Here is a 22,241-nt window from a genome sequence, read left to right as displayed (position 1 = left end):
GGTTTACGCCAGGGTCAAATCACTTTTCGGGATGCAGCTGCAGCACAGGATGGTGCCGTTGTCGCCCAGCGCGCTTTTCTTCAGGGGCGCGACCTCACCGCTCAGCAACGTAATGCGGCAACTGCCGCAAATCCCGGCGCGGCAGGAGTAAGGCACGCGGATGCCTTGCTGTTCCAACTGTTCGAGCAAGATCTGCTGGTTGTTGCCGGTAAACACCTTTCCTTCATATTCGATCGTGACGCTGTGCGCGCTGTCTTGCGGCGCCTGCACGCTCTCCACCACTTTGCCTGCGCCATAAGGGCGCGGCGGCTTGGTCGACAGCACTTCCACCGTATCGCCCACGCGGATGATGCCGCTGTTGCGGGCGATCATATTCTGGCCGAAATCGATATCGCCGTTGTCGGCGGAGCGGAATTTTTGCAGCGTGCTGAGCGGCTCGCCGCTCGGGTGCTTGCGGCCGCGCTCGGTGCTGACGGTGGTGAGTACGCAGCGGCTGCAGGGTTTCACCAGATCGAACATCACGTCGCCGACGCGGATCACCTGCCAGCCGTCCTCGGCCCAGGCGGTGGCGCCACTCACCACCAGATTGGGGCGGAACTGCTCCAGCTTGATGCTGCCGGGGCAACGCTGCTGCAGATCGTTAAACGAAGCCTGGTTAATCAGCAGATAAGGATAGCCGTCGGCAAACGTCAGTGGGATTTCGGGGTGCTTCTTCACCCGGCGGGTCAGCTCCGGCCCCAGCCAGCGCAGCTGTACGTCGCGCTGGAAATAGCCGCTCAGCCAGCGGTTGATCTCATCTGGCGCGGTCAGCGCGGTGAAATGGTTGCCCCACACCTCGGTCGGCTGCGGCGCGGCCGCGAAGTCGCTGAAGCGAATGGCGGCGCTTTCGCCATCCGGCGCGGTCAGAAACAACCCGTCCGGCAACAGCGCCGGTGTGAACAGCACCATCTGCGGGTATTGGCGTGCGGTAATAAAGGTGCCGTCCGGTTCGGTGATCATAAAGTTGCGGTCGAAGGCCAGACCGCTGCTGCCGACCTGGGCGTAGGAAAGCTGCAGGCCGCGCAGTGATTTAACCGGATGGACGTAGAGTCTGGAAAGCGTGATCACCCTTATCTCCGTGCGATGATTAAATAGAAGGGAGCAACTTTATGACAAGCGGTGCGGATTAGCTATAATGCGCAACAATTTTCTTTTTGGTGATAAGTACGATATGAACTCTCTGTTTGCCAGCACGGCGCGTGGATTGGAAGAACTGTTAAAAAGCGAGCTGGAAGCGCTTGGCGCTCACGACTGCAAAGTGGTGCAGGGCGGGGTACATTTTCAGGGTGACGATCGTCTTCTGTACCAAAGCCTGCTGTGGAGCCGCCTGGCTTCGCGCATTCTGTTGCCGCTGAACGAATTCCGCGTGCACAGCGATCTGGATCTGTACCTCGGGGTGCAGGCGATCGACTGGCCGAGCATTTTTGGCGTGGATAAAACCTTTGCCGTGCATTTCAGCGGCGTGAACGAAGAGATCCGCAACAGCCAGTATGGCGCGCTGAAGGTGAAAGACGCCATCGTCGACAGCTTTACCCGTAAACTCGACCAACGCCCGACGGTCGCCAAACAGCAGCCGGACATTCGCGTTAACGTCTTCCTGCAACGCGATATGGCCAGCGTGGCGCTCGATCTGAGCGGCGAAGGCCTGCACCAGCGCGGCTACCGCGATCTCACCGGCCAGGCGCCGCTGAAGGAAAACCTGGCGGCCGCCATCGTGTTGCGTTCCGGTTGGCAGCCGGGCACGCCGATGCTCGATCCGATGTGCGGCTCCGGCACGTTGTTGATCGAAGCGGCGATGATCGCCGCCGATCGCGCGCCGGGCCTGCACCGTCAACACTGGGGCTTCAGCGCCTGGAATGGCCACAACGCCGAACTGTGGCGTGAAGTCACCACCGAAGCGCAGGTGCGCGCGCGCCGCGGCCTGCAGGAAACCGCCTCTCGCTTCTTCGGCTCCGATATCGATCGCCGGGTGATTGAGATGGCGCGCGGCAACGCCCGCCGCGCCGGCGTCGCCGAGCTGATTACCTTCAACGTCGGCGACGTCGCGCGCTTGACCAACCCGCTGCCGGAAGGCCCGCACGGCACGGTGATCAGCAACCCGCCGTACGGCGAGCGTCTGGAAAGCGAACCGGCGCTGATCGCGCTGCACAACATGCTGGGCCGCGTGATGAAAAGCGCCTTCGGCGGCTGGCAGCTTTCGCTGTTCAGCGCCTCGCCGGAGCTGTTGAGCTGCCTGCAGCTGCGCGCCGAGCGCCAGTTCAAGGCGAAGAACGGCCCGCTGGAGTGCGTGCAGAAAAACTATCAGCTGGCGGCAAGCCCGGCCGGCACCGCTACCGGCGGCGTGCAGGTGGCGGAAGATTTCGCCAACCGTCTGCGCAAGAATTTGAAGAAGCTCGACAAGTGGGCGAAGCAGCAGGGCATTGAATGCTACCGCCTGTACGATGCCGATCTGCCAGAATATAACGTCGCGGTGGACCGTTACGGCAGCAAGGTGGTGGTGCAGGAGTATGCGCCGCCGAAAACCGTCGATGCGCAGAAGGCGCGTCAGCGCCTGTTCGATGTGATCAACGCGACGCTGGCGGTGCTGGAATTGCCGTCGAATCAGCTGATTCTGAAAACCCGCGAGCGGCAGAAGGGCAAAAACCAGTACGAGAAGCTGGCGCAGAAGGGCGAGTTCTTGCTGGTGGAAGAGTATAACGCCAAGCTGTGGGTCAACCTGACCGACTATCTCGATACCGGCCTGTTCCTCGATCACCGCATCGCGCGCCGTATGCTGGGCGAGATGAGCGGCGGCAAGGACTTCCTCAACCTGTTCGCCTATACCGGCACCGCCAGCGTGCACGCCGGGCTGGGCGGCGCGCGCAGCACCACCACGGTGGACATGTCGCGCACTTACCTGGAATGGGCGGAGAAGAACCTGCGCGCCAACGGCCTGAGCGGCCGTCAGCATCGGCTGATCCAGGCCGATTGCCTGTCTTGGCTGAGCAACGCCAATGAACAGTTCGACGTGATCTTCATCGATCCGCCGACGTTCTCCAACTCCAAGCGGATGGAGAACACCTTTGACGTGCAGCGCGATCATCTGGCGCTGATGAAAGATTTGAAACGGTTGCTGCGCCGCAACGGGACCATCATGTTCTCGAACAACAAGCGCGGTTTCCAAATGGATATGGCAGGGCTGAGCGCGTTGGGTCTGGAGGCGAAAGAGATCACCGCCAAGACGCTGTCGCAGGATTTTGCCCGTAACCGTCAGATCCACAACTGCTGGCTGGTGACTCACGCCGGCGAAGGAAAATAATTACTATGTCGTTAATCAGCATGTCCGGCGCCTGGCTCTCTTTCAGCGATGCGCCACTGTTAGACAACACCGAAATTCATATTGAAGACAACGAGCGCGTGTGTCTGGTCGGGCGCAATGGCGCCGGCAAATCCACGCTGCTGAAGATCCTCGGCAAAGAGATCCCGCTGGACGACGGCCGGGTGATCTACGAACAGGATCTGATCGTGGCGCGTCTGCAACAGGATCCGCCGCGCAATATCGGCGGCAGCGTGTTCGACTTCGTGGCGGAAGGCGTTGCGGAGCAGGCGGAACACCTGAAGGCCTATCACGCGATCTCCCACCTGGTGGAAAGCGACCCGAGCGAGAAAAACCTGGCGCGCATGGCGCAAATCATGGAGATCCTCGATCACCAGGGGCTGTGGCAGCTCGACAGCCGCATCAGCGAAGTGCTGCTGCAGCTGGGGCTGAACGGCGACGCCGAGCTTTCCTCACTGTCCGGCGGCTGGCTGCGTAAAGCGGCGCTGGGCCGCGCGCTGGTGAGCTCGCCGCGCGTGTTGTTGCTCGACGAACCGACCAACCACCTGGATATCGAAACCATCGACTGGCTGGAAGGTTTCCTGAAAGAGTTCGACGGCAGCATCGTCTTCATCTCGCACGACCGTTCGTTTATCCGCAACATGGCGACGCGCATCGTCGATCTGGATCGCGGCAAGCTGGTTTCCTGGCCGGGCAACTACGATCTGTATCTGCAGAGCAAAGAAGAAGCGCTGCGGGTGGAAGAGCTGCAAAACGCCGAGTTCGACCGCAAGCTGGCGCAGGAAGAGGTCTGGATCCGTCAGGGCATCAAGGCGCGCCGCACCCGCAATGAAGGCCGCGTGCGCGCGCTGAAGGCGCTGCGCGTCGAGCGCTCGCAGCGCCGCGAAGTGATGGGCACCGCCAAAATGCAGGTGGAAGAGGCGACCCGCTCCGGCAAAATCGTGTTCGAGCTGGAAGACGTCAATTATCAGGTTGGCGAAAAGGTGCTGGTGCGCGGTTTCTCCGCCCAGGTGCAGCGTGGCGACAAGATTGCGCTGGTGGGGCCGAACGGCTGCGGCAAAACCACGCTGCTGAAACTGATGCTCGGTCAGCTGAAAGCCGACAGCGGCCGCGTGCACTGCGGCACCAAGCTGGAAGTGGCCTATTTCGACCAGCACCGCGCCGATCTCGATCCTGAGCGCACGGTGATGGACAACCTGGCGGAAGGCAAGCAGGAAGTGATGGTCAACGGCCGTCCTCGCCACGTATTGGGCTATCTGCAGGACTTCCTGTTCCACCCGAAACGCGCGATGACGCCGGTGAAGGCGCTGTCGGGCGGTGAGCGTAACCGCCTGCTGTTGGCTAAGCTGTTTCTGAAACCGAGCAATCTGCTGATCCTCGATGAACCAACCAACGATCTCGACGTCGAAACGCTGGAGCTGCTGGAAGAGCTGATCGACGGCTATCAGGGCACCGTGCTGCTGGTCAGCCACGATCGTCAGTTCGTTGACAACTCGGTGACCGAGTGCTGGATCTTCGAAGGCAACGGCGTGATCAATGCCTTCGTCGGCGGTTACTACGATGCGCATCATCAGCGCGCGACGGCGAAACCGATTCGTCAGGCGGCGCCGAGCGCGAGCAAACCGGCGGCGGAGAAAAAGGCCGAACAGCCGAAGAAAACGGCGGCCAAGCTGAGTTACAACCTGCTGCGTGAGCTGGAACAGTTGCCGCAGCGGCTCGAACAGCTGGAAGCGGAAATCGAAGCGCTGCAGGCGCAGATGAGCGACGCCGACTTCTTCACGCGGCCGCATAGCGAAACGCAAGAAGTGCTGACGGCGCTGGCTGATGCCGAGCAAGCGCTGGAACAGGCTTTCGCCCGTTGGGAAGAGCTGGAAGCGATGAAAAACGGCTGACCGTTGCGATGCCGCCCGCGCGCTGCTGCGGGCGGCATCGACGTGCCGGTGAGCGACGTTATTTAGGAGGAATATGGTGTGTTCCCACAACAATCATCAGCAGCATAGTCATTCCGCACCCTCGGCGGCGCAGCAGGATAACCTGATGCTGTGTCCGCAGTGCGACATGCTGGTGGCGCTGCCGCCGCTGGCCTATGGCAGCAAAGCGGTATGCCCGCGCTGCAAAACCACGCTCAGCGCCCGCTGGGACGAGCCGCGCAAGCGGCCGATCGGTTACGCGCTCAGCGCCTTGTTCATGCTGGTGCTGGCCAACATTTTCCCGTTTATCAACATGCGCGTCGCCGGCCTCGGCAACGAAATCCGGCTGATCCAAATCCCGGAAGTGATGGTGGCGGAAGACTACGCCAGCATGGCCACCTTGTTTATGGTGTTCGTGCAGCTGATCCCGGCGTTTTGCATGGTGGCGATTATCCTGCTGTGCGCCAGAGTGCGCTTGCCGCTGGGGCTCAAAGAGTGGATGGCTCGGGTGCTGTTCCAGTTCAAGACCTGGTGCATGGTGGAAATTTTCCTCGCCGGGGTGCTGGTCAGCTTCGTCAAGCTGATGGCCTACGGCGATATCGGCATCGGCAGTAGCTTCGTGCCTTACTGCCTGTTCTGCCTGCTGCAGGTGCGCGCCTTCCAGTGCGTGGATCGGCGCTGGCTGTGGCAGGATATCGAACCGGCGCCGCGACTTCATCGCCCGCTGACGGTGGGGCGCACCGGCATGCGCCAGGGCGTGCGATCTTGCGCGTGCTGCACGGCGATCCTGCCGGCCGACCAGGTGCGCTGTCCGCGCTGTCACACCAAGGGCTACGTGCGGCGTCGTCACAGCCTGCAGTGGACGCTGGCGCTGCTGGTGACCTCTGTCATGCTGTATATTCCGGCCAACCTGATGCCGATCATGGTGACCGAGGCGCTGGGCAACAAGATGAACTCCACCATCATGGCGGGGGTGATCCTGCTGTGGGGGGACGGCTCTTATCCGGTGGCGATGGTGATTTTCATCGCCAGTATCATGGTGCCGTCGCTGAAAATGTTGGCGATCGGCTGGCTGTGCTGGGATGCGAACGGCAGGAAGAAACCGCGTGCCGACAGCGAGCGTATGCATCTGATTTATGAAGTGGTCGAATTCGTTGGCCGTTGGTCAATGATCGACGTGTTTGTGATCGCCGTGCTGTCGGCGCTGGTGCGAATGGGGCAGTTGATGAGCATTTATCCCGCGACGGGCGCCGTGCTGTTCGCGCTGGTGGTGATCCTCACCATGTTCGCCGCCATGACATTTGATCCCCGGCTGACCTGGGATCGCGCAAGTGAAACAATCAACAAGGAGCCGCAAGGTGACGGAAAATAATCATAGCGTCGCGGACGTCGAGAAGATCAAACGCTGGTCGCCGGTGTGGATCATTCCCATCGTGACCGCGCTGATCGGCGCCTGGATCCTGTTTTACCACTTCAGCCATCAGGGGCCGGTGGTGACGCTGGTGACCTCGACGGCGGAAGGGCTGGAAGCGGGTAAAACCAAAATCAAAAGCCGCAGTGTTGACGTCGGCGTGGTGGAAACCGTCACGTTGAGCGATGACCTGAGCAAGGTGATGGTGCAGGCGCGCCTCAATTCCGGCATGGAAAAATTGCTGCGCCAGGATTCCGCTTTCTGGGTGGTGAAGCCGCAGATCGGCCGTGAAGGCGTCTCCGGGCTGGGCACGCTGCTCTCCGGCGCCTATATCGAACTGCAGCCGGGCAACAAAGGCAAAGACGGCAAAGACAACTATCAGCTGCTCGATGCGCCGCCGCTGGCCTCCCCGGATGCCAAAGGGTTGCGCATCGTGCTGGACAGCGAGAAGTCAGGCCAGCTCAACGCCGGCGATCCGGTGCTGTTCCGCGGTTATCGCGTCGGGTCGGTGGAAACCAGCTACTTCGATCCTAAAGAACGCGCTATGCGCTATCAGCTGTTCATCACCGCGCCTTACGATCAGTTGGTCACCACCAACGTGCGTTTCTGGAAAGACAGCGGCGTGGCGTTTGACATGTCGGCGCAGGGCATGCGGGTGGAGATGGGCTCGTTGACCACGCTGTTCAGCGGCGGGGTCAGTTTTGACGTGCCGGACGGCTGGGATCGCGGCGATCAGGCGAAAGAGAAGGCGGAATATCAGCTGTTCGACAACCAGCGCAGCACGCAGGATTCGCTGTATACCGTGCATAAGGATTACCTGCTGTTCTTCTCCGACTCGGTACGCGGCCTGCAGCCGGGCGCGCCGGTCGAGTTCCGCGGCATCCGTCTGGGTACGGTGGCGCAGGTGCCGTTCTATAAAGACGGCATGGCGCAGCGTCTGGATAACGATTACCGCATTCCGGTGCTGATCCGCATCGAGCCGGATCGCTTCCAGAAACAGCTGGGCGGCAACTTCGATATTGAAGGGCACCTGAAAGATGCGGAGTCTCGCGGCATGCGCGCCTCGATGAAGTCCGCCAACCTGCTGACCGGTTCGCTGTACATCGATCTCGACTTCTATCCGCAGGAAAAACCGTGGAAAGGGCCGCGCGAGCTGTTCGGTTATCCGCTGATGCCGACCACCAGCGGCGGTCTGGCGCAGATCCAGCAGAAATTGATGCAGACGTTGGATAAGATTAATTCGATGCCGATCAATCCGATGATCAACGAAGCGACCAAGACGCTGGCGGAAAGTCAGAAAACCATGAAGTCGACGCAGCAGACCATGAAGTCGCTGAACGACATCATCGCCAGCAAAGAGATGCAGGCGCTGCCGCAGGACATGCAGAAAACGCTGCTGGAGCTGAACCGCAGCATGAAAGGGCTCCAGCCTGGTTCACCGGCTTACAACAAGATGGTGGGCGACATGCAGCGCCTCGATCAGGTGTTGCGTGAGCTGCAACCGGTGTTGCGCACCCTGAATGAGAAGAGCAACGCGCTGGTGTTTGAAGCCGCCGGCAGTACTGACCCTCAGCCGAAGAAGGCCACGAAATGATGAAATGGATCCCGGTAGCCCTGGCGCTGTTGCTCAGCGCCTGCAGCAGTTCGCCACAGAAGACTTACTATCAGTTGCCGGCGCTGGGGGCGCCTGCTGCGGCCAGCAGCAGCGGCGCTTCCACGCGCCAGCTGTGGCTGGAACACGTGAGCGTGGCGGATTATCTGGCGCAGAGCGGCGTGGTGTATCAGACCAACGACGTACAGTATGTGATAGCCCAGAACAACCTGTGGGCCAGCCCGCTCGACCAGCAGCTGCAGCAAACGCTGGTCACCAACCTGAGCAGCGCGCTGCCGGGCTGGGTGGTCTCTTCGCAGCCGATGAGCAGCGATCAGGATGTGCTGAACGTGACCATCAGCGGCTTCCACGGCCGTTTTGACGGCAAGGCGATCATTCGCGGCGAGTGGGTGCTGAACCGCCAGGGACATTTGATCAAAAGGCCTTTCAACCTGGAGCTGAAACAGGGTGAAGACGGCTATGATGCCCTGGTGCGCACTCTGGCGCAGGGATGGCAGCAGGAAGCTCAGGCTATCGCAGCACAGATGGGCGGCATTTAGTCACAATTTGGTCTAAAATCGTCTAATCCCTGTCGGCGTGAAAATCCGTTTTTTCTCGCTGGCAGGGATTTATATTTCATTTCAAACAGTTAACCCCTTTCCCAGCAGATCAGCCACTTAGCACTTTCCTCGGGCGTAGCTCACAAATATGACATTGGCGTGAATTTTGCGCATTGATCTTCTCTTCTTTTAGCGCTATTGATTACTCGTGGCTGCGCAAAAAGCAGCCATTGTTTTCTTTCCACCAGACCAAAATGAGGGAAACGAGGCATGAAGAGACAGAAACGCGATCGTCTGGAAAGGGCGCATTCGAGAGGGTATCAGGCAGGTATTTTAGGGCGTTCCAGGGAACATTGTCCCTACCAATCATCGGTGGACGCCCGGTCTCAATGGCTGGGAGGTTGGCGAGAAGCCATGGAAGACAGGGCTGTGACCGCTTAAGCGGCTCCCTGTCAAATAAAAGGAATAACCTCCGCCCTTGGCGGAGGTTTTTGTTTGTGCCGTTTACTCGTCCTGCCAGCGTTTCAGTAGAATACTCGCATTCACGCCGCCAAAGCCGAAGCCGTTCGATAAGGCGTAGGTTATGCTCATCGGTTCAGCCCGTTTCGCGACCAGGTGTAAACCTGCCGCCGCCGGATCGGGATTGTCCAGATTCAGCGTTGCGGGGGCGATCTGATCGCGCAGCGCCAAGGCGGTAAAGATGGTTTCCAGCCCCCCGGCGGCGCCGAGCAGGTGCCCGGTGGCGGATTTTGTCGAGGTTACCGCGACGCTCCCTGTCGTGCCAAACAGGTGTTTGATGGCATTGATTTCGCCCAGATCGCCCACGGGCGTTGAGGTCGCGTGTGCGTTTAAATGCTGAACCTCTTCTGGGGCGACGTTCGCCTGCCTCAACGCGATTTTCATCGCCCGATAAGCACCGTTGCCGTCTTCGGCACCGGAGGTCATGTGGTAGGCGTCGGCGCTGGTGCCATAACCGACGATTTCCGCGAGCGGTGTGGCACCGCGCGCCCGCGCGTGTTCCAGCGTTTCAATCACCAGCATGCCGGCACCTTCCCCCATGACAAATCCGTCCCGTGCACTGTCGAAAGGCCGGGAAGCCTGCCTTGCCAACTCGGCCGGTGCGGTGGACATAGCGCGCGCGGCGGCGAACCCGCCCAGGCTGACGGTGTCGATAGCGGCTTCGGTACCGCCGCACAGCGCGATATCGGCCTCATCATTGCGGATCAGACGCACAGCGTCGCCAATGGCTTGCACGCCGGCCGCACAGGCGGTGACCGGCGCGCCAATCGGCCCCTTGAAGTGGTGTTTGATTGAAACGTGGCCGGCCGCCAGATTGACCAGGAATGAGGGGATGGTGAACGGCGACAGCCGCTTGGCGCCGCGGCTGTCGGTGGTGCGCACCGCCTGGGCAATCGCCGGGAAGCCGCCAATGCCCGAGGCGATGACGGTGGCGGTGCGCTCTTGTTTTTCCTCCGTATCGGCTATCCAGCCGGCCTGACGAACGGCTTCATCCGCCGCCGCCATAGCAAACAGGATAAAGCGGTCCATTTTCTTTTGGTCCTTGGGGGCGACGGAGGCGTCGGGGTTGAAGCCCGCTTCAGCATCTTGCGCCAGCGCCGGGACCTGTCCTCCGACCTTGACCGGTAAATCTGCAACGATCTCGTCAGGCAACGCTCGAATGCCGGATTCTCCTTTTAACAAACGTTGCCAGATGGCTTCAACACCGCACCCTAGCGGTGAAACGGCGCCCATGCCGGTAATGACGATACGACGATTGCTCATGACTACTCCTTGGTAAGTTCGGGTAAATCGGCGAGGCGCCGTTGCCGCATCAGTGCGGCGCGTTGATGTATGCCTTCATTTGCCGCAGGCCCTGGTGCCAACGTAATAAACTGCGGCGGCACCTGCTGTTGGGTATCGACATTGACCAATTGGACCTGGATCGGCCGATCGGTGCGGCCGTCGACTAACAAGGCGCTGATGTCACCATCGATCAAATGGCGATTGCCCCATTCTGAGAGAGCTGCCAGCACGGGGAGAAAATCGTTGCCGCGTTCGGTGAGCAGATACTGATAGCGAACCGGCCGCGTTTGATAACGTTGCTTATGCAGAATGCCGTGGGCTACCAAATCCTTCAGTCGCCGAGCCAGGAGAGTCGGTGACATCCCCAGACTTTGTTGGAATTCGTCGAATTTGGATAACCCCTGAAAGGCATCACGCAGGATCAGGATGCTCCACCATTCTCCGACACGATCTAATGAACGTGCGACGGGGCAAGGTGCATCGCTAAAGCGGGTTTTTTGCATATCGGCCCTTAGTTGGTACATTTATTGTAGTTACATGGGTGGCTATACTAGGTGATTTTAAGGGGCAAGAAAATAACCGGATGCAAAAAACGCTATCGTGTCGATAGCTGGCTGTGGGAGGGGGGCGCTCAAACTGGCCTGTGGCTTTGACCGTTTCGGGCAGGAAAAGGGTAGAGACAGGAGGGATAAGTCGGTTCGGTAACGGGCGATTAAAGGAGGTAGGTAGTGTTTAAACGGTAAGAGAAAGAAATGCCATCACGCTGGGCGTGATGGCATGCGAAGAGCATTAGCAAAGAAGACGATGGCCGCCCTCTCGTCTGCGTGATTAGAACGCTGTGGTATCCTTGAACAGACCCACTTTCAGATCGGTGGCGGTATAGATCACTTCGCCGTCAACCAGCACTTCGCCATCGGCGACGCCCATGATCAGCTTACGGGTGATGACGCGTTTGAAGTTAATACGGTAGGTCACTTTTTTCGCGGTTGGCAGCACCTGGCCGGTAAACTTGACTTCACCAACGCCCAGCGCGCGGCCTTTGCCTTCGCCACCCAGCCAACCGAGGTAGAAACCGACCAACTGCCACATCGCATCCAGGCCCAGACAGCCTGGCATGACCGGATCGCCGATAAAGTGGCAACCGAAGAACCATAGGTCCGGATTAATATCCAGCTCCGCTTCCACATAACCTTTGTTGTGCGTCCCGCCGTCTTCGGTCATCTTGACCACGCGGTCCATCATCAACATGTTACCTGCCGGCAACGGTGGGCCACCGGCGCCGAACAGCTCGCCACGGCCGGATGCTTCGAGGTCTTCTTTCGTATAGGAATCGCGTTTATCTACCATGTTCTCAGTAAGCCTTATTTTAATGAAGGACGCAGGTTAGCTAACACGTGTACGCTGAACAAGTCCGATCAGCCGTGGTTGAACCAGTTGAGCCAGCGCAGCGGCCACGGACGACGGCGTTCCTGCAGGCTCACCTGCGCAATCCGTTCCTGAATGGCCGCCAACAAATTCGGCTGTTGTTCGTCAGAGTAGAGGCAACCTGTGAGCAAAGGCAAGGCTTCCGCCGCGCTCTCTACCGCCCACAGATGGAACTGCCCCTCTCGCACCGCGTCGACGATATCTTGACGCAGACACAGATGGCGCACGTTGGTCACGGGCAATACGACACCCTGTTTGCCCGTCAGGCCGCGGCGTACGCAAACCTCGAAGAAACCTTCGATCTTTTCGTTAACGCCACCTATCGGCTGTACGTTGCCGAATTGGTCGACGGAGCCGGTGACGGCGATCTGCTGGGTGATCGGTTGCTGTGACAGGGCGCTGACCAATGCGCATAGCTCAGCCAGCGAGGCGCTGTCACCATCCACTTCACCATAAGATTGCTCAAAGACGATGGAAGCGGAGAAGGGCAGTTGCTGATCAAGATCCAGTTCGGCGATCAGAAACGCCTGCATGATCATCATGCCTTTAGCGTGCAGGTTGCCGCCCAGTTCGGCTTTGCGCTCGACGTCGGTGAACTCGCCGTCGCCGAGATGCACAACGCAACTGATCCGTGACGGTTCGCCAAAGCTGCGTGGATGGCCGGGATAATCCAGGACTGACAGACCGTTGATCTGTCCGACCACTTCACCCTCGGTTTCAATCAGGATCTGACCCAACTCAATCTCATCCTGCATACGCTCGGCCAGATAGCTTTCGCGCCATTCTCGGGCATTTAACGCCGCCTCGAACGCTTTGGCCGTAATGCGATCTTCTTCGGCATACAGTGCGGCTTCGGATAGCTGCTGGGCAAGCCAAACCGGCGAGAGTGGCAGAATGCCCTGATCGCCACTGTAACGCACAGCCTGGACGATCAGCGGTGGCCAGGCGTCGTTCGCCAGCATCGGCAATTGCTGGTCGGCAATCACGCCGTTGACGTAACCGCACCACTGCGCCATATCATCAACTTCAGTCAGCTGCAGATCGTCTTCGAATTCACCGTAGATCGCTTGTTCACTCAGTTCCGGCTCGATATCGTGAAAATCGGCCAGGCCGTGACGGTCGCCGACTACAATCAGCCGCAGATCCAGCGGCATCGGTGGAATAGCTATCGGCAGCGGGCGGGTTTCGTCAGGCGAAACCCAGTGGAACTGGCGCTGGCCGATCATTTGCTTCAGCCGCAGCCACAGCAACGGCTGAGCAAGCAGCGCCCGCGCCGACAGAATCAGAATGCCGCCGTTGGCCTGGTGCACCAGACCCGGCTGCAGGGTAATGTCGCCATTGTGGATCCGTACGCAGCCAAACAGCTGTTCCGGTTCAATCCACTCCTGGAACAGACAAGCGCCGCCGGCGGCAAAAGGTTCATCGCCACGGCTGGCAGGCTCGACGCTGACCTTGCCATCCTGAATGACATAGTGGCTACCGCGGCATGCCGTATTTTTCGGCAGTAGTGGTTTGACGGCGTGAGCGATCAGTTCCAGATACTCTCGCGTTTCTTGCGCTTTCAACAGCATGAAACGCGGTGGCGATTGGGGGTGGCAAAATAGCGTCAGGGCATTTTCCAGCCGAGGCTGAATGGCGGAAAAGGGCACGGGTGCCAACTGAGCGGCGGTATCAAATATCGCCTGATAAGGCGTTACGTCCGGCAATAAAGATTGCCATTCAAGTCGGTTATTGGTCAAAGTGTTAGATGCAATCGTTAAAAAGGGAAAGGGCGATTATACAAGAATAACGGCGGCTTGATACATGCGGAGTGCCAGTTGGCATCAGGGAGTTTGACATCGCACGGTGACTGTGCAAAAAACAGTCTAAAAGACGGTTTAATTGCCGGGGAAATTCGGCGCAAAGCTGTTATGCTTATTTGAAGTTACGCGGTCACTGAAGAGCTCAAGATGAAATATCAGCAACTGGAAAATCTGGAGAGCGGTTGGAAATGGAAGTACCTGGTGAAGAAGCATCGGGAAGGGGAACTCATTACCCGCTACATTGAAAACAGCGCTGCTCAGGAGGCGGTTAACGAGCTGCTGAAGCTGGAAAATGAGCCGGTAAAGGTACTTGCATGGATTGCCGCTCATATGAATCCGGAACTGGATAACCGGATGAAACAAACGATCCGCGCCCGCCGCAAACGTCATTTTAACGCAGAACATCAGCATACGCGTAAAAAATCTATCGATCTGGAGTTTTTGGTTTGGCAACGATTGGCTGCCCTGGCGCGCCGCCGTGGCGTTACGCTGTCGGAAACCGTCGTGCAGCTTATCGAAGACGCTGAACGCAAAGAAAAGTATGCGAACCAGATGTCGTCGTTGAAAGAAGACTTGAAGGCGATTCTTGGCAAAGATCCCAAGTAAGCGCGTGAGAACGCCCCTATGGAGCCAGGCATTGAATGTTCTGGCAACAAGAGGACGAAAAAAAACCCCGCATTGGCGGGGTTTTTTATTAGGCGAGTAAACTTAGCCCTGAGGCTGAGTTACAACGTCTTTGATACCTTTAACTTCGATCTCTACGCGACGATCTGGTGCCAGGCAAGCGATCTGAGCTTTGGTAGCGCGGCCAGATTTGTAGCCACAGGTGTTGCCAGTAACTGGCTCTGCTTCACCCATACCACGTGCAGAGATTTTGTCTGACGGGATGCCTTTGGAGACCAGGTAGTCAACAACGCTCTGTGCGCGTTGTTCAGACAGTTTCTGGTTGTACTGGTCAGAACCAACGGCGTCGGTGTAACCCAGAACAACTACAGAGCCGTCTTTAGGATCCATAGAGCTCAGCTGGGTGTACAGCTGATCCAGAGCCTGCTGGCCTTCTGCTTTCAGAGTAGATTTGTTGAAGTTGAACAGCACGTCAGACTTCAGAGTGAAACGCTTGGTTTCAACAACTGGAGCTGGAGCCGGAGCTGGTGCTGGAGCAACTACGTCATCCTGACCGAAGCGGTAAGAAACGCCCAGGCTCAGCATAGTGTTGTCTGGACGTGCGCCAACGGTACCTGCGTCACCGATGTTGCTTACGAACTGGTAATCCAGGCGAGTAGCCCAGTTTTTGGTCAGTGCGTATTCAACACCAACAGCAGCCAGCGGAGAAACGCCGGTGTCGTGGTCGCTCAGACGCTGACCAGTACGGCCGTAGTTAGCTTTGGAGTCTGCACGCCATACCATACCACCCAGACGAGTGTAGATGTCCAGATCGTCAGCAATTGGGTAGCTCAGTTTAGCGGCCAGTTGAACGCCCTGCGCTTTGAAAGCACCGTTGTTCACGCTGCCTTTGTAAGGCATGCGGCCGAGCCAGTCATAGCCCAGCTCGAAGCCCAGGTATTGGTTTGCCTGGTAGCCCAGGAACGCGCCGGCACCCAGCTGATCTTTGTGGGTTGGGCCGTTGCCGATACCGTTCTGGTAACCGTTACCGTAGAAACCAGTGTCGTGGTACTGGGACCAGCCCAGTTTAGCACCGGTGTACCAGGTGTTATCTTTTGGAGCGGCTTGCGCTACGGTAGCGAAACCTGCCAGTGCCACTGCTAATGCGATAGCTGTCTTTTTCATTTTGCGCCTCGTTATCATCCAAATAGGCAATGAGCTTTAAAGCTGTTTAAGCCCTTGGTTAAATTCCTTCGCCAAGGTTTAAGCCCTCGTTTGTTACTCGCCAGTTTTTCTGACGTTATAGAGCAACCTTGGCGATGTAAAGTCTACAACGTGGCGCGAAAGTTACAAGTGTGATGTGATAAGGCTCTAAAAAAAAACGCGGAATCGTACATATTTGCTAACATTCTTAGCCTAAAAAAGCGGCGATCCATCGAGCGTTTTTGCCTGCCAAACCGCAGCCGGACTCGCTTTTTGCCTTCCCACGCAAAGGTTCCGCTTAGGGGGTGCGAAAATGATGGGAAAAATCCTAAATTTACTTAATGATACAAAGAAGAGTGAATTTTTAGGGTGGAACAGTGTCCGTGAGTCGGGCTAATGTCACGCTGAGGGCGCATGATAAACCCATAGGCATTACCCAATTCTGCCGCACGTCTTAATTTTAGACGATCCTCCTCCGTTAGCTCGGGCAACCAGCCGAGAACTACGCTGTAATTTCCCGTTTGCAGCGCTTTTTCCATCGCCTCGACCGTATTCACCGGGCTGATCTGGCTCAATTGCACCATTTTATCTACAGGCAGGCCGGATTGCTGCAGCCATTGCTTGCTTAATTTTTGCTGCGGCGTCAGCCACAGAAGCCAGCGAGGCTGCCTGCCCAATTGCAGCAGCAGGGGCAACAGTAATTGGGCCACTGCGGGCTGGCGCTCGTTGTAAACAAGTTCACTGATCAAGCCATTCTCTTTGCCGATATCCGTGTTCTTCGCAACATTGCGCGTTGTATAAGAGCCATGGCCGAAATGAGGTTGGTAGAGTGATTGAGTACGCATAAAGTTCCCGCCCGTCGTGTTACTGTATGTTTATACAGTATCCCTGATTTAGGATAAGATCAACCCAAATTTTCGTAGCGGCTCGCATAATTGCGATCATTTTTTGTACTGGCGGTTTTTGTGATTGGCAGGCGGGCGGATAGTGCGTATTTTTCTAATTAGTTGTTCACGTTACTTTTTTCATTGATGAGAGAAATAATACGGCCAGAACCTAAAAAGGAGGAACGCTATGAAAAGGATGTCGACGAGAAGGATCGCGCAGGCTAAAAATTGCTTTGCGGCGCTGGGCGCTATCACAACACGATCACAGTTTGGCGGCTATGGGCTGCTGGCTGAAGGGATAATGTTTGCGGTAGTAGCGGAAGGGGAATTGTACTTGCGGGCTACGGCGAGCATGGAACCGGCCTTTCGCGCCCGGGGCATGGTCAATATGGTCTATTCCAAGCGCGGTGTGCCCATCACCTTGCGCTATTACTGGGTTGACGAGTCGCTGTGGCGGGAACGCAACGAGCTGGTAGGGTTGGCCTGGCAGGCCATCAGGGAAGCGCGCCGAGAGCAGCGGCTCAAGGCCGGCGATCACGGCAGATTGAAGGCGTTGCCAAATATAGATGTCAACATGGAGCGCTTGCTATGGCGAGCGGGTATTCGCAATGCCTATGACCTGCGGCTGCATGGCGCCAAACGTAGCTATCTTCGCCTGCTGCAACAGCAGACCAATCTGGGGTTGCGCGTGCTGCTGTCGCTGGGCGGCGCGATAGCCGGCTATCATCAGGCGGCATTGCCGACCGAATTGCGCAACGAACTGGTGCGCTGGTTCGATCATACGATGGCTATGCGCCGCCATGGGCATGAGCCAGTAGTTCAGGGCCCATCGAGCGGGCCCTGAATAATTAGGTTGCCTTATTGATTTGGGTATGGAGTGCGGTGAGTTCCGGCAGCAGCTCGAGCATTAGCCCCACCTGCTGCAAAACCAACTGTTCTTTGCTTTCAGGTTCCGGAACGGCTGTGCGAATGCGCTCCGCCAGTTGTTCCAGCGCTTGCGCAATACGCTGGCTGTTCCGTTCTTCCTGATGCAAGGCGCCGTCCACGTAACACACGGCATCATTGAGCAGATCGAGTGTGGCAGGGGTATTCAACCGCTCGCGGTGCGCCCCCAACGCCGAGATATAACTCAGGAGAGTGTGGTTCAGGCAGAGCAGACGGAAGGCGGCTTCCTGCAACGCCTTGTCGGCCTTGGGATCGGCGGACATGTTGGAGATGACCGAAGCCAGTTCGGCATCGCTGTTGTGGGCATCTCGCCGCGCGATGCGGTAAGCGAGCCCGTTATCCTTACCCTGATGATATTGCACCAGAATGGCGTCCAGATAGCGACAGTTGGCATTCAGCGTTTTATCCACCACCGCCGGCAGCTGGCGGAACTTCCAGTCCGGCCAGATAAAGCTGACCGCCGCCCAGGCGATGGCGCAACCCAACAAGGTATCGTAAACGCGCGGGGCTGCTACTTCGAAACCTTCACCCAACAGGTTAAAGCACAGCAACACAAGCAGCGTGATGAACATCGTTGCATGGGCATACTGTACGGTGCGAAAAGCGAAGAACAGGACACCGGTGATGACGATCAACACCAGTTGTCCTTCTACGGAAGGCACGAAATAGAGGATTGGCAGGCCAATCAGGATACCGGCCAGAGTGCCGATGATGCGCAGCGCCAGGCGCCGGCGGGTCGCGTTGTAGTTCGGTTGGCAGACGAACAGGCTGGTCAACAGGATCCAGTAACCGTGTTGCATGCCGGTGAACTGGATGAAGGCGTAACCCACGCACAGCACTACCGACATGCGGATCGCATGGCGGAACAGGGCAGACTGCGGCGTCAAATGGCGGCTGATGCGCAGTCGGATGTCGCTCCAGCCGGTTAAGCGATCGTCGGCCAGGCTGTTCTCTTCCGCCTGCCCGCTGGCCAGCGTCTGCTCTGACTCGATATTGGCCAGCTGCGCATCGATCGCATGCAGATTTTTCAGCAGGTGCGCCAGCGCTTTGGTTTGCTCTGAATTGCCCTGGGTTTCGGTTATGCGTGCCAAGGCCTCCTGAATGCGGCTGAAGGCTGGCTCAAAACGCGGGTTGTGCTGGTATTTTTGCCGCAGCAGGATCGATTGTGCCAGCTGGCGGCAGGCGCGCGCCTGCATGCTCAGCAAACGCTGGAAGCGGAATAAAATATCGCTGTGACGGAATTGCCGGCTGAGCGCGTGGTACTGAACATGGGAAGAGCTGGCGCGTTCGTGGATATCCTGCGCGACAAAATAGTAGTGCAAGGTGCGGCGGGTGCCGCGTTGGCCGCGATCGCCTTTCAGGCGCGTCAGTAGCGAGGCTTTGGTCTGGTTCAGCAACGCGACCAACGCGCTGTTGGCCATCGCGACATCCATCCATGGCAGGTCGGCGTCGCGTTCGGCGTCGGGATCGAACAGGTTGGCCTTGGCATCCAGATAGTTGGCCAGCTGCTCGTAGCAGCGCGCCAGGTTCTCTTGCAGCGGCCGGATAGGGAACAGCAGGTGGCCCGCCAGCGTCAGCAGGTTATACCACAGCGCGCCGATCACCAGCAGCAGCGGTTGCTGATACCAGGCATCGTACATGGCGGTGCCGAGCATGGTGTAAACCGCGATCAGCAGCGCGCCGAAGGCGATGGTGGCGTAACGTTGCCCTAAGGCGCCCAGCAGGATAAAACCGCAGGTTGAGGTGGTTAAGCCAAGGGCGAACAACCAGGGATAGGGGAACAGCAGTTCGATTGAAGCGGAGGCGACAAAGAAGCACACCAACGTGATCAGCAGGTTACGTAACCTGCCGGCCAGGCGGTCGTCCAAATCGGTCAGTGCCGCTGCCACCACGCCCAGCGTCAGCGGGATAGTCAGCTTGGGAATGCCCAGCCACCAGGGAACGGCGGTGGTGCCGATCAGCGCAATAAGAATGCGCAGGTGGTACAGCAGATTGCTGTTGTAGGTATAACGACGTACTGCGGGTGCAAAAGAGAGCACAAAAAACTCCTCAAACGGAGAAAAAATTAACGCTGATGATAGTGGCGGCGAGCATTCTCAATACGCGCTTGCTGAGCCATTTCTACCGAGACGACGCGGCGCCCCACCGGCCACAGCGCGATGGCGGCTATTTTGAAATTGGCGATACCGACCGGAATGCCGATGATTGAAACGCATTGCACGATACCGGCGGCGATGTGTGACAGGCACAGCCACCAGCCGAACAGAACCAGCCAGATAATGTTGAGCAGTGAGCCGCCGGCGGAGAGCAGCGCATTGCTTTTCTCCGGGTACAGTTCATCGACATGTATCGCCTCGTTGCCAAACGGCACCAGCGACAGCTTGGTGATTTCCCAGCAGGAGCGAGTGAGCGGCAGCGTGATGACCAGCAGCACGCTGAACACTGTCGCAATGAGCCAGCCTAGCGTGGTGAAGAAACCGCCCAACACAAAATTAAGAATATTCAGTACAGTACGCATAGACGTCATTCTGCTCTAATGATAGCCAAACCGCGATGCGGGCGTATTCACGATAAAAACGCAAAATCTATTCTACCCTTTTTTTAGCGCTAGAGTGCCACTGCTTATCGCAGGTAAACTGGCAGATATCCGTTATTTACTCTCAACATAGTCATGGCGCGACGATATGGAACTTAAAGCGACATCGCTGGGGAAACACCTGGCTCAGCACCCTTATAACCGTGTGCGGTTGCTGCACGCCGGCGTTGAGGTGAGCGGGGAAAAACATGAATACCTGATCCCCTTCAATCAACTGATTCAGGTCAGGTGCAAGCGCGGCATCGTCTGGGGCGAGCTGGAATTTGAATTGCCGGACGAAAAAGTGGTGCGGCTGCACGGCACCGAATGGCAGGAAACGCAGCGTTTTTATCACTATCTGCAGCAGGCGTGGCAGCACTGGAGCGCCGAAATGAGTGAGGTCAGCGCCGGCGTGCTGCAACAGCAGGTGGCGCAGATTCAGCGCATTGAGCAGCAAGATAAATGGTTCAAAAAGTCTGAGCTGGGCAAGCTGCAGCAGCAAATTCGTGAGGCTTTCTCCGCGCTGCCGATGCCGGTAGCGCGCCTGGATGAATTCGATAACTGCCGGGCCGATTACCATCTGTGTCTGCAATGGCTGCAGCAGGGGCAACGCAGCGTTGAACAACGCAACCGGCAGTGGACCGATCGCATGCTGGAGCAACATCACGACTTCTTCCAGACCGTCGAGAGCTCGCCGCTCAACGACGCCCAGAGCCGGGCGGTGGTCAATGGCGAGGATTCCGTGCTGGTGTTGGCCGGCGCCGGCAGCGGCAAAACGTCGGTGCTGGTGGCGCGCGCCGGCTGGCTGCTGCGCCGTCAGGAGGCGGAGCCGGGGCAAATCTTGCTGTTGGCGTTCGGCCGCCAGGCCGCCGGCGAGATGAACGACCGCATCAAAGAACGTTTGGGCGATGTCGGCATTCAGGCCAAGACCTTCCATGCCTTGGCGCTGCAAATCATTCAACAAGGCAGCCGCAAAGCGCCGGCCATCAGCCGGTTGGAAACCGATGCCAACGCGCGCAAAGCGCTGCTGATTACCCATTGGCGCCAACAGTGCGCGGAGAAGAAAGCCCAGGCCAAGGGGTGGCGTCAATGGTTGACTGAGGAGCTGGAATGGGAAGTGCCGGAAGGCGACTTCTGGCAAGATAAACGCCTCGCGGATCGCCTGGCGGGCCGGCTCGAGCGGTGGCTGGGGTTGATGCGCATGCACGGCGGCAGCCAGGCGGAAATGATTGAGCAGGCGGATGAAGAAATCCGCGATCTGTTTTCAAAACGCATCCGGCTGATGGCGCCGCTGCTGAAAGCCTGGAAAAGCGCCTTGAAAGAGGAAGGGGCGGTAGACTTCTCCGGCCTGATCCATCAGGCAGTCAACATTCTCGACAAGGGGCGCTTCGTCAGCCCGTGGAAACATATTCTGGTCGACGAATTTCAGGATATCTCACCGCAGCGTGCGTTATTGCTGGCGGCATTGCGCCGACAGAACAAGCAGACCTGCCTGTTTGCGGTGGGGGATGACTGGCAGGCGATTTATCGCTTCAGTGGCGCAGAGTTGACGTTAACCACGGCTTTTGCCACCCACTTCGGCGAAGGGGCGCAGTGCGCGCTGGACACGACTTATCGCTTCAACGAACGTATCGGCGAGGTGGCCAACCGGTTCGTGCAGCAGAATCCGCACCAGCTGAAAAAACCGCTCAACAGCCTGAGCAAGGGCAATAAAAAGTCGGTGGCGATCCTGCCGCACGAGCAGTTGGAACCCTTACTGGACAAGCTGAGCGGCTACGCCAAGCCGGATGAACGCATTCTGGTGCTGGCGCGTTACCATCATTTGAAACCGGAAGCGTTGGCGAAAGCGGCCACCCGCTGGCCTAAACTGAATCTGGAGTTTATGACCATCCACGCCAGCAAGGGGCAGCAGGCGGAATACGTCATCATTGCCGGTTTGCATGAGGGGCGTGACGGTTTCCCCGCCGTGGCGCGCGAGTCGGTGTTGGAAGAGGTGCTACTGCCGCGGCCGGAGGATTTCCCGGATGCCGAAGAACGCCGTCTGCTGTATGTCGCGTTAACTCGCGCTAAACATCAGGTATGGCTGTTGCAGGATCGTGAGCACCCTTCGGTATTCGTTGAACACCTGCAGGATCTTGGCGTACCGGTGCAGAAAAAACCGTAAGCTCGGG

At 58.0% G+C, this 22,241-nt stretch carries 18 protein-coding genes; 9 read left to right on the top strand and 9 right to left on the bottom strand.

The window, feature by feature from the left end; genetic code table 11:
- Positions 1–3: 3 nt before the first annotated feature.
- A complete protein-coding gene (locus tag ACOWVD_RS08055; RefSeq protein ID WP_015377349.1) occupies positions 4–1,107 on the bottom strand; it encodes a YcbX family protein in 1,104 nt (367 codons plus the stop codon).
- Positions 1,108–1,210: 103 nt separating this feature from the next.
- Between ACOWVD_RS08055 and rlmKL the strand changes: the two genes are divergently transcribed.
- The 6 genes from rlmKL to rmf all read left to right on the top strand — a co-directional run bounded on the left by rlmKL (position 1,211) and on the right by rmf (position 9,268).
- Positions 1,211–3,337 carry a bifunctional 23S rRNA (guanine(2069)-N(7))-methyltransferase RlmK/23S rRNA (guanine(2445)-N(2))-methyltransferase RlmL gene (gene rlmKL / locus ACOWVD_RS08050; protein WP_197799287.1) on the top strand — a complete coding sequence of 709 codons (2,127 nt, stop codon included), beginning with the start codon at positions 1,211–1,213 and terminating at the stop codon, positions 3,335–3,337.
- 5 nt (positions 3,338–3,342) lie between these two features.
- On the top strand, positions 3,343–5,247 hold the full coding sequence (locus ACOWVD_RS08045; RefSeq protein WP_015377351.1) for an ABC transporter ATP-binding protein: 1,905 nt from the start codon (positions 3,343–3,345) through the stop codon (positions 5,245–5,247).
- 73 nt (positions 5,248–5,320) lie between these two features.
- The gene (pqiA, locus tag ACOWVD_RS08040; protein WP_015377352.1) at positions 5,321–6,637 is read left to right on the top strand and encodes a membrane integrity-associated transporter subunit PqiA; all 1,317 of its coding nucleotides are present in this window, start codon (positions 5,321–5,323) and stop codon (positions 6,635–6,637) included.
- On the top strand, positions 6,624–8,270 hold the full coding sequence (gene pqiB, locus ACOWVD_RS08035; RefSeq protein WP_049187516.1) for an intermembrane transport protein PqiB: 1,647 nt from the start codon (positions 6,624–6,626) through the stop codon (positions 8,268–8,270). Before pqiA ends, pqiB begins: the two co-directional genes overlap by 14 nt.
- Complete coding sequence (gene pqiC, locus ACOWVD_RS08030; RefSeq protein ID WP_060559149.1) at positions 8,267–8,827, top strand: membrane integrity-associated transporter subunit PqiC; 561 nt, start codon at positions 8,267–8,269, stop codon at positions 8,825–8,827. The genes pqiB and pqiC overlap by 4 nt, the downstream gene beginning before the upstream one ends.
- Before the next feature lie 270 nt (positions 8,828–9,097).
- On the top strand, positions 9,098–9,268 hold the full coding sequence (gene rmf, locus ACOWVD_RS08025; RefSeq protein WP_004928150.1) for a ribosome modulation factor: 171 nt from the start codon (positions 9,098–9,100) through the stop codon (positions 9,266–9,268).
- A 63-nt stretch (positions 9,269–9,331) separates the two neighbouring features.
- Here rmf and fabF read toward each other — a convergent pair whose 3' ends face one another.
- From fabF to ACOWVD_RS08005, 4 genes are all read right to left on the bottom strand, one after another.
- Positions 9,332–10,609, bottom strand: coding sequence for a beta-ketoacyl-ACP synthase II (gene fabF, locus ACOWVD_RS08020; RefSeq protein ID WP_049239721.1), 1,278 nt, complete (start codon positions 10,607–10,609; stop codon positions 9,332–9,334).
- A 2-nt stretch (positions 10,610–10,611) separates the two neighbouring features.
- Positions 10,612–11,133, bottom strand: a complete 522-nt coding sequence (locus ACOWVD_RS08015; RefSeq protein ID WP_049239725.1) for a winged helix-turn-helix transcriptional regulator — start codon at positions 11,131–11,133, stop codon at positions 10,612–10,614.
- A gap of 325 nt (positions 11,134–11,458) precedes the next feature.
- Positions 11,459–11,977, bottom strand: a complete 519-nt coding sequence (gene fabA / locus ACOWVD_RS08010) for a bifunctional 3-hydroxydecanoyl-ACP dehydratase/trans-2-decenoyl-ACP isomerase (RefSeq protein WP_004928144.1) — start codon at positions 11,975–11,977, stop codon at positions 11,459–11,461.
- 68 nt (positions 11,978–12,045) lie between these two features.
- Complete coding sequence (locus ACOWVD_RS08005) at positions 12,046–13,794, bottom strand: AAA family ATPase (protein WP_049239720.1); 1,749 nt, start codon at positions 13,792–13,794, stop codon at positions 12,046–12,048.
- 210 nt (positions 13,795–14,004) lie between these two features.
- Between ACOWVD_RS08005 and matP the strand changes: the two genes are divergently transcribed.
- Positions 14,005–14,463, top strand: coding sequence for a macrodomain Ter protein MatP (gene matP, locus ACOWVD_RS08000; RefSeq protein ID WP_004928138.1), 459 nt, complete (start codon positions 14,005–14,007; stop codon positions 14,461–14,463).
- A gap of 102 nt (positions 14,464–14,565) precedes the next feature.
- Here the strand turns inward: matP and ompA are convergent, their stop codons facing one another.
- Together ompA and sulA are read right to left on the bottom strand one after the other, a co-directional pair.
- On the bottom strand, positions 14,566–15,645 hold the full coding sequence (ompA, locus tag ACOWVD_RS07995) for a porin OmpA (RefSeq protein ID WP_049239724.1): 1,080 nt from the start codon (positions 15,643–15,645) through the stop codon (positions 14,566–14,568).
- 356 nt (positions 15,646–16,001) lie between these two features.
- Positions 16,002–16,508: an SOS-induced cell division inhibitor SulA gene (gene sulA / locus ACOWVD_RS07990; protein ID WP_164095244.1), complete on the bottom strand. Its 507-nt coding sequence runs from the start codon at positions 16,506–16,508 to the stop codon at positions 16,002–16,004.
- A gap of 229 nt (positions 16,509–16,737) precedes the next feature.
- On the opposite strand from sulA, the gene ACOWVD_RS07985 reads away from it, so the two are divergent.
- A complete protein-coding gene (locus ACOWVD_RS07985) occupies positions 16,738–17,394 on the top strand; it encodes a TfoX/Sxy family DNA transformation protein (protein ID WP_049239718.1) in 657 nt (218 codons plus the stop codon).
- Between the two features lie 4 nt (positions 17,395–17,398).
- Here ACOWVD_RS07985 and yccS read toward each other — a convergent pair whose 3' ends face one another.
- Together yccS and ACOWVD_RS07975 are read right to left on the bottom strand one after the other, a co-directional pair.
- Positions 17,399–19,534: a YccS family putative transporter gene (gene yccS, locus ACOWVD_RS07980; protein WP_049239717.1), complete on the bottom strand. Its 2,136-nt coding sequence runs from the start codon at positions 19,532–19,534 to the stop codon at positions 17,399–17,401.
- A 26-nt stretch (positions 19,535–19,560) separates the two neighbouring features.
- Entirely contained in the window at positions 19,561–20,013 is a 453-nt protein-coding gene (locus ACOWVD_RS07975) for a YccF domain-containing protein (protein WP_004928120.1), read from the bottom strand.
- A 166-nt stretch (positions 20,014–20,179) separates the two neighbouring features.
- Between ACOWVD_RS07975 and helD the strand changes: the two genes are divergently transcribed.
- Positions 20,180–22,234 carry a DNA helicase IV gene (gene helD, locus ACOWVD_RS07970; protein ID WP_131164400.1) on the top strand — a complete coding sequence of 685 codons (2,055 nt, stop codon included), beginning with the start codon at positions 20,180–20,182 and terminating at the stop codon, positions 22,232–22,234.
- The last annotated feature ends 7 nt before the right edge of the window (positions 22,235–22,241 follow it).

It is taken from the genome of Serratia sp. SA088 (genome assembly GCF_049065515.1).
Classification (GTDB): Bacteria; Pseudomonadota; Gammaproteobacteria; order Enterobacterales; family Enterobacteriaceae; genus Serratia; species Serratia nematodiphila.
Note: the sequence above shows the minus strand (reverse complement) of the source record. Positions and strands in the feature narration are given on the sequence as shown.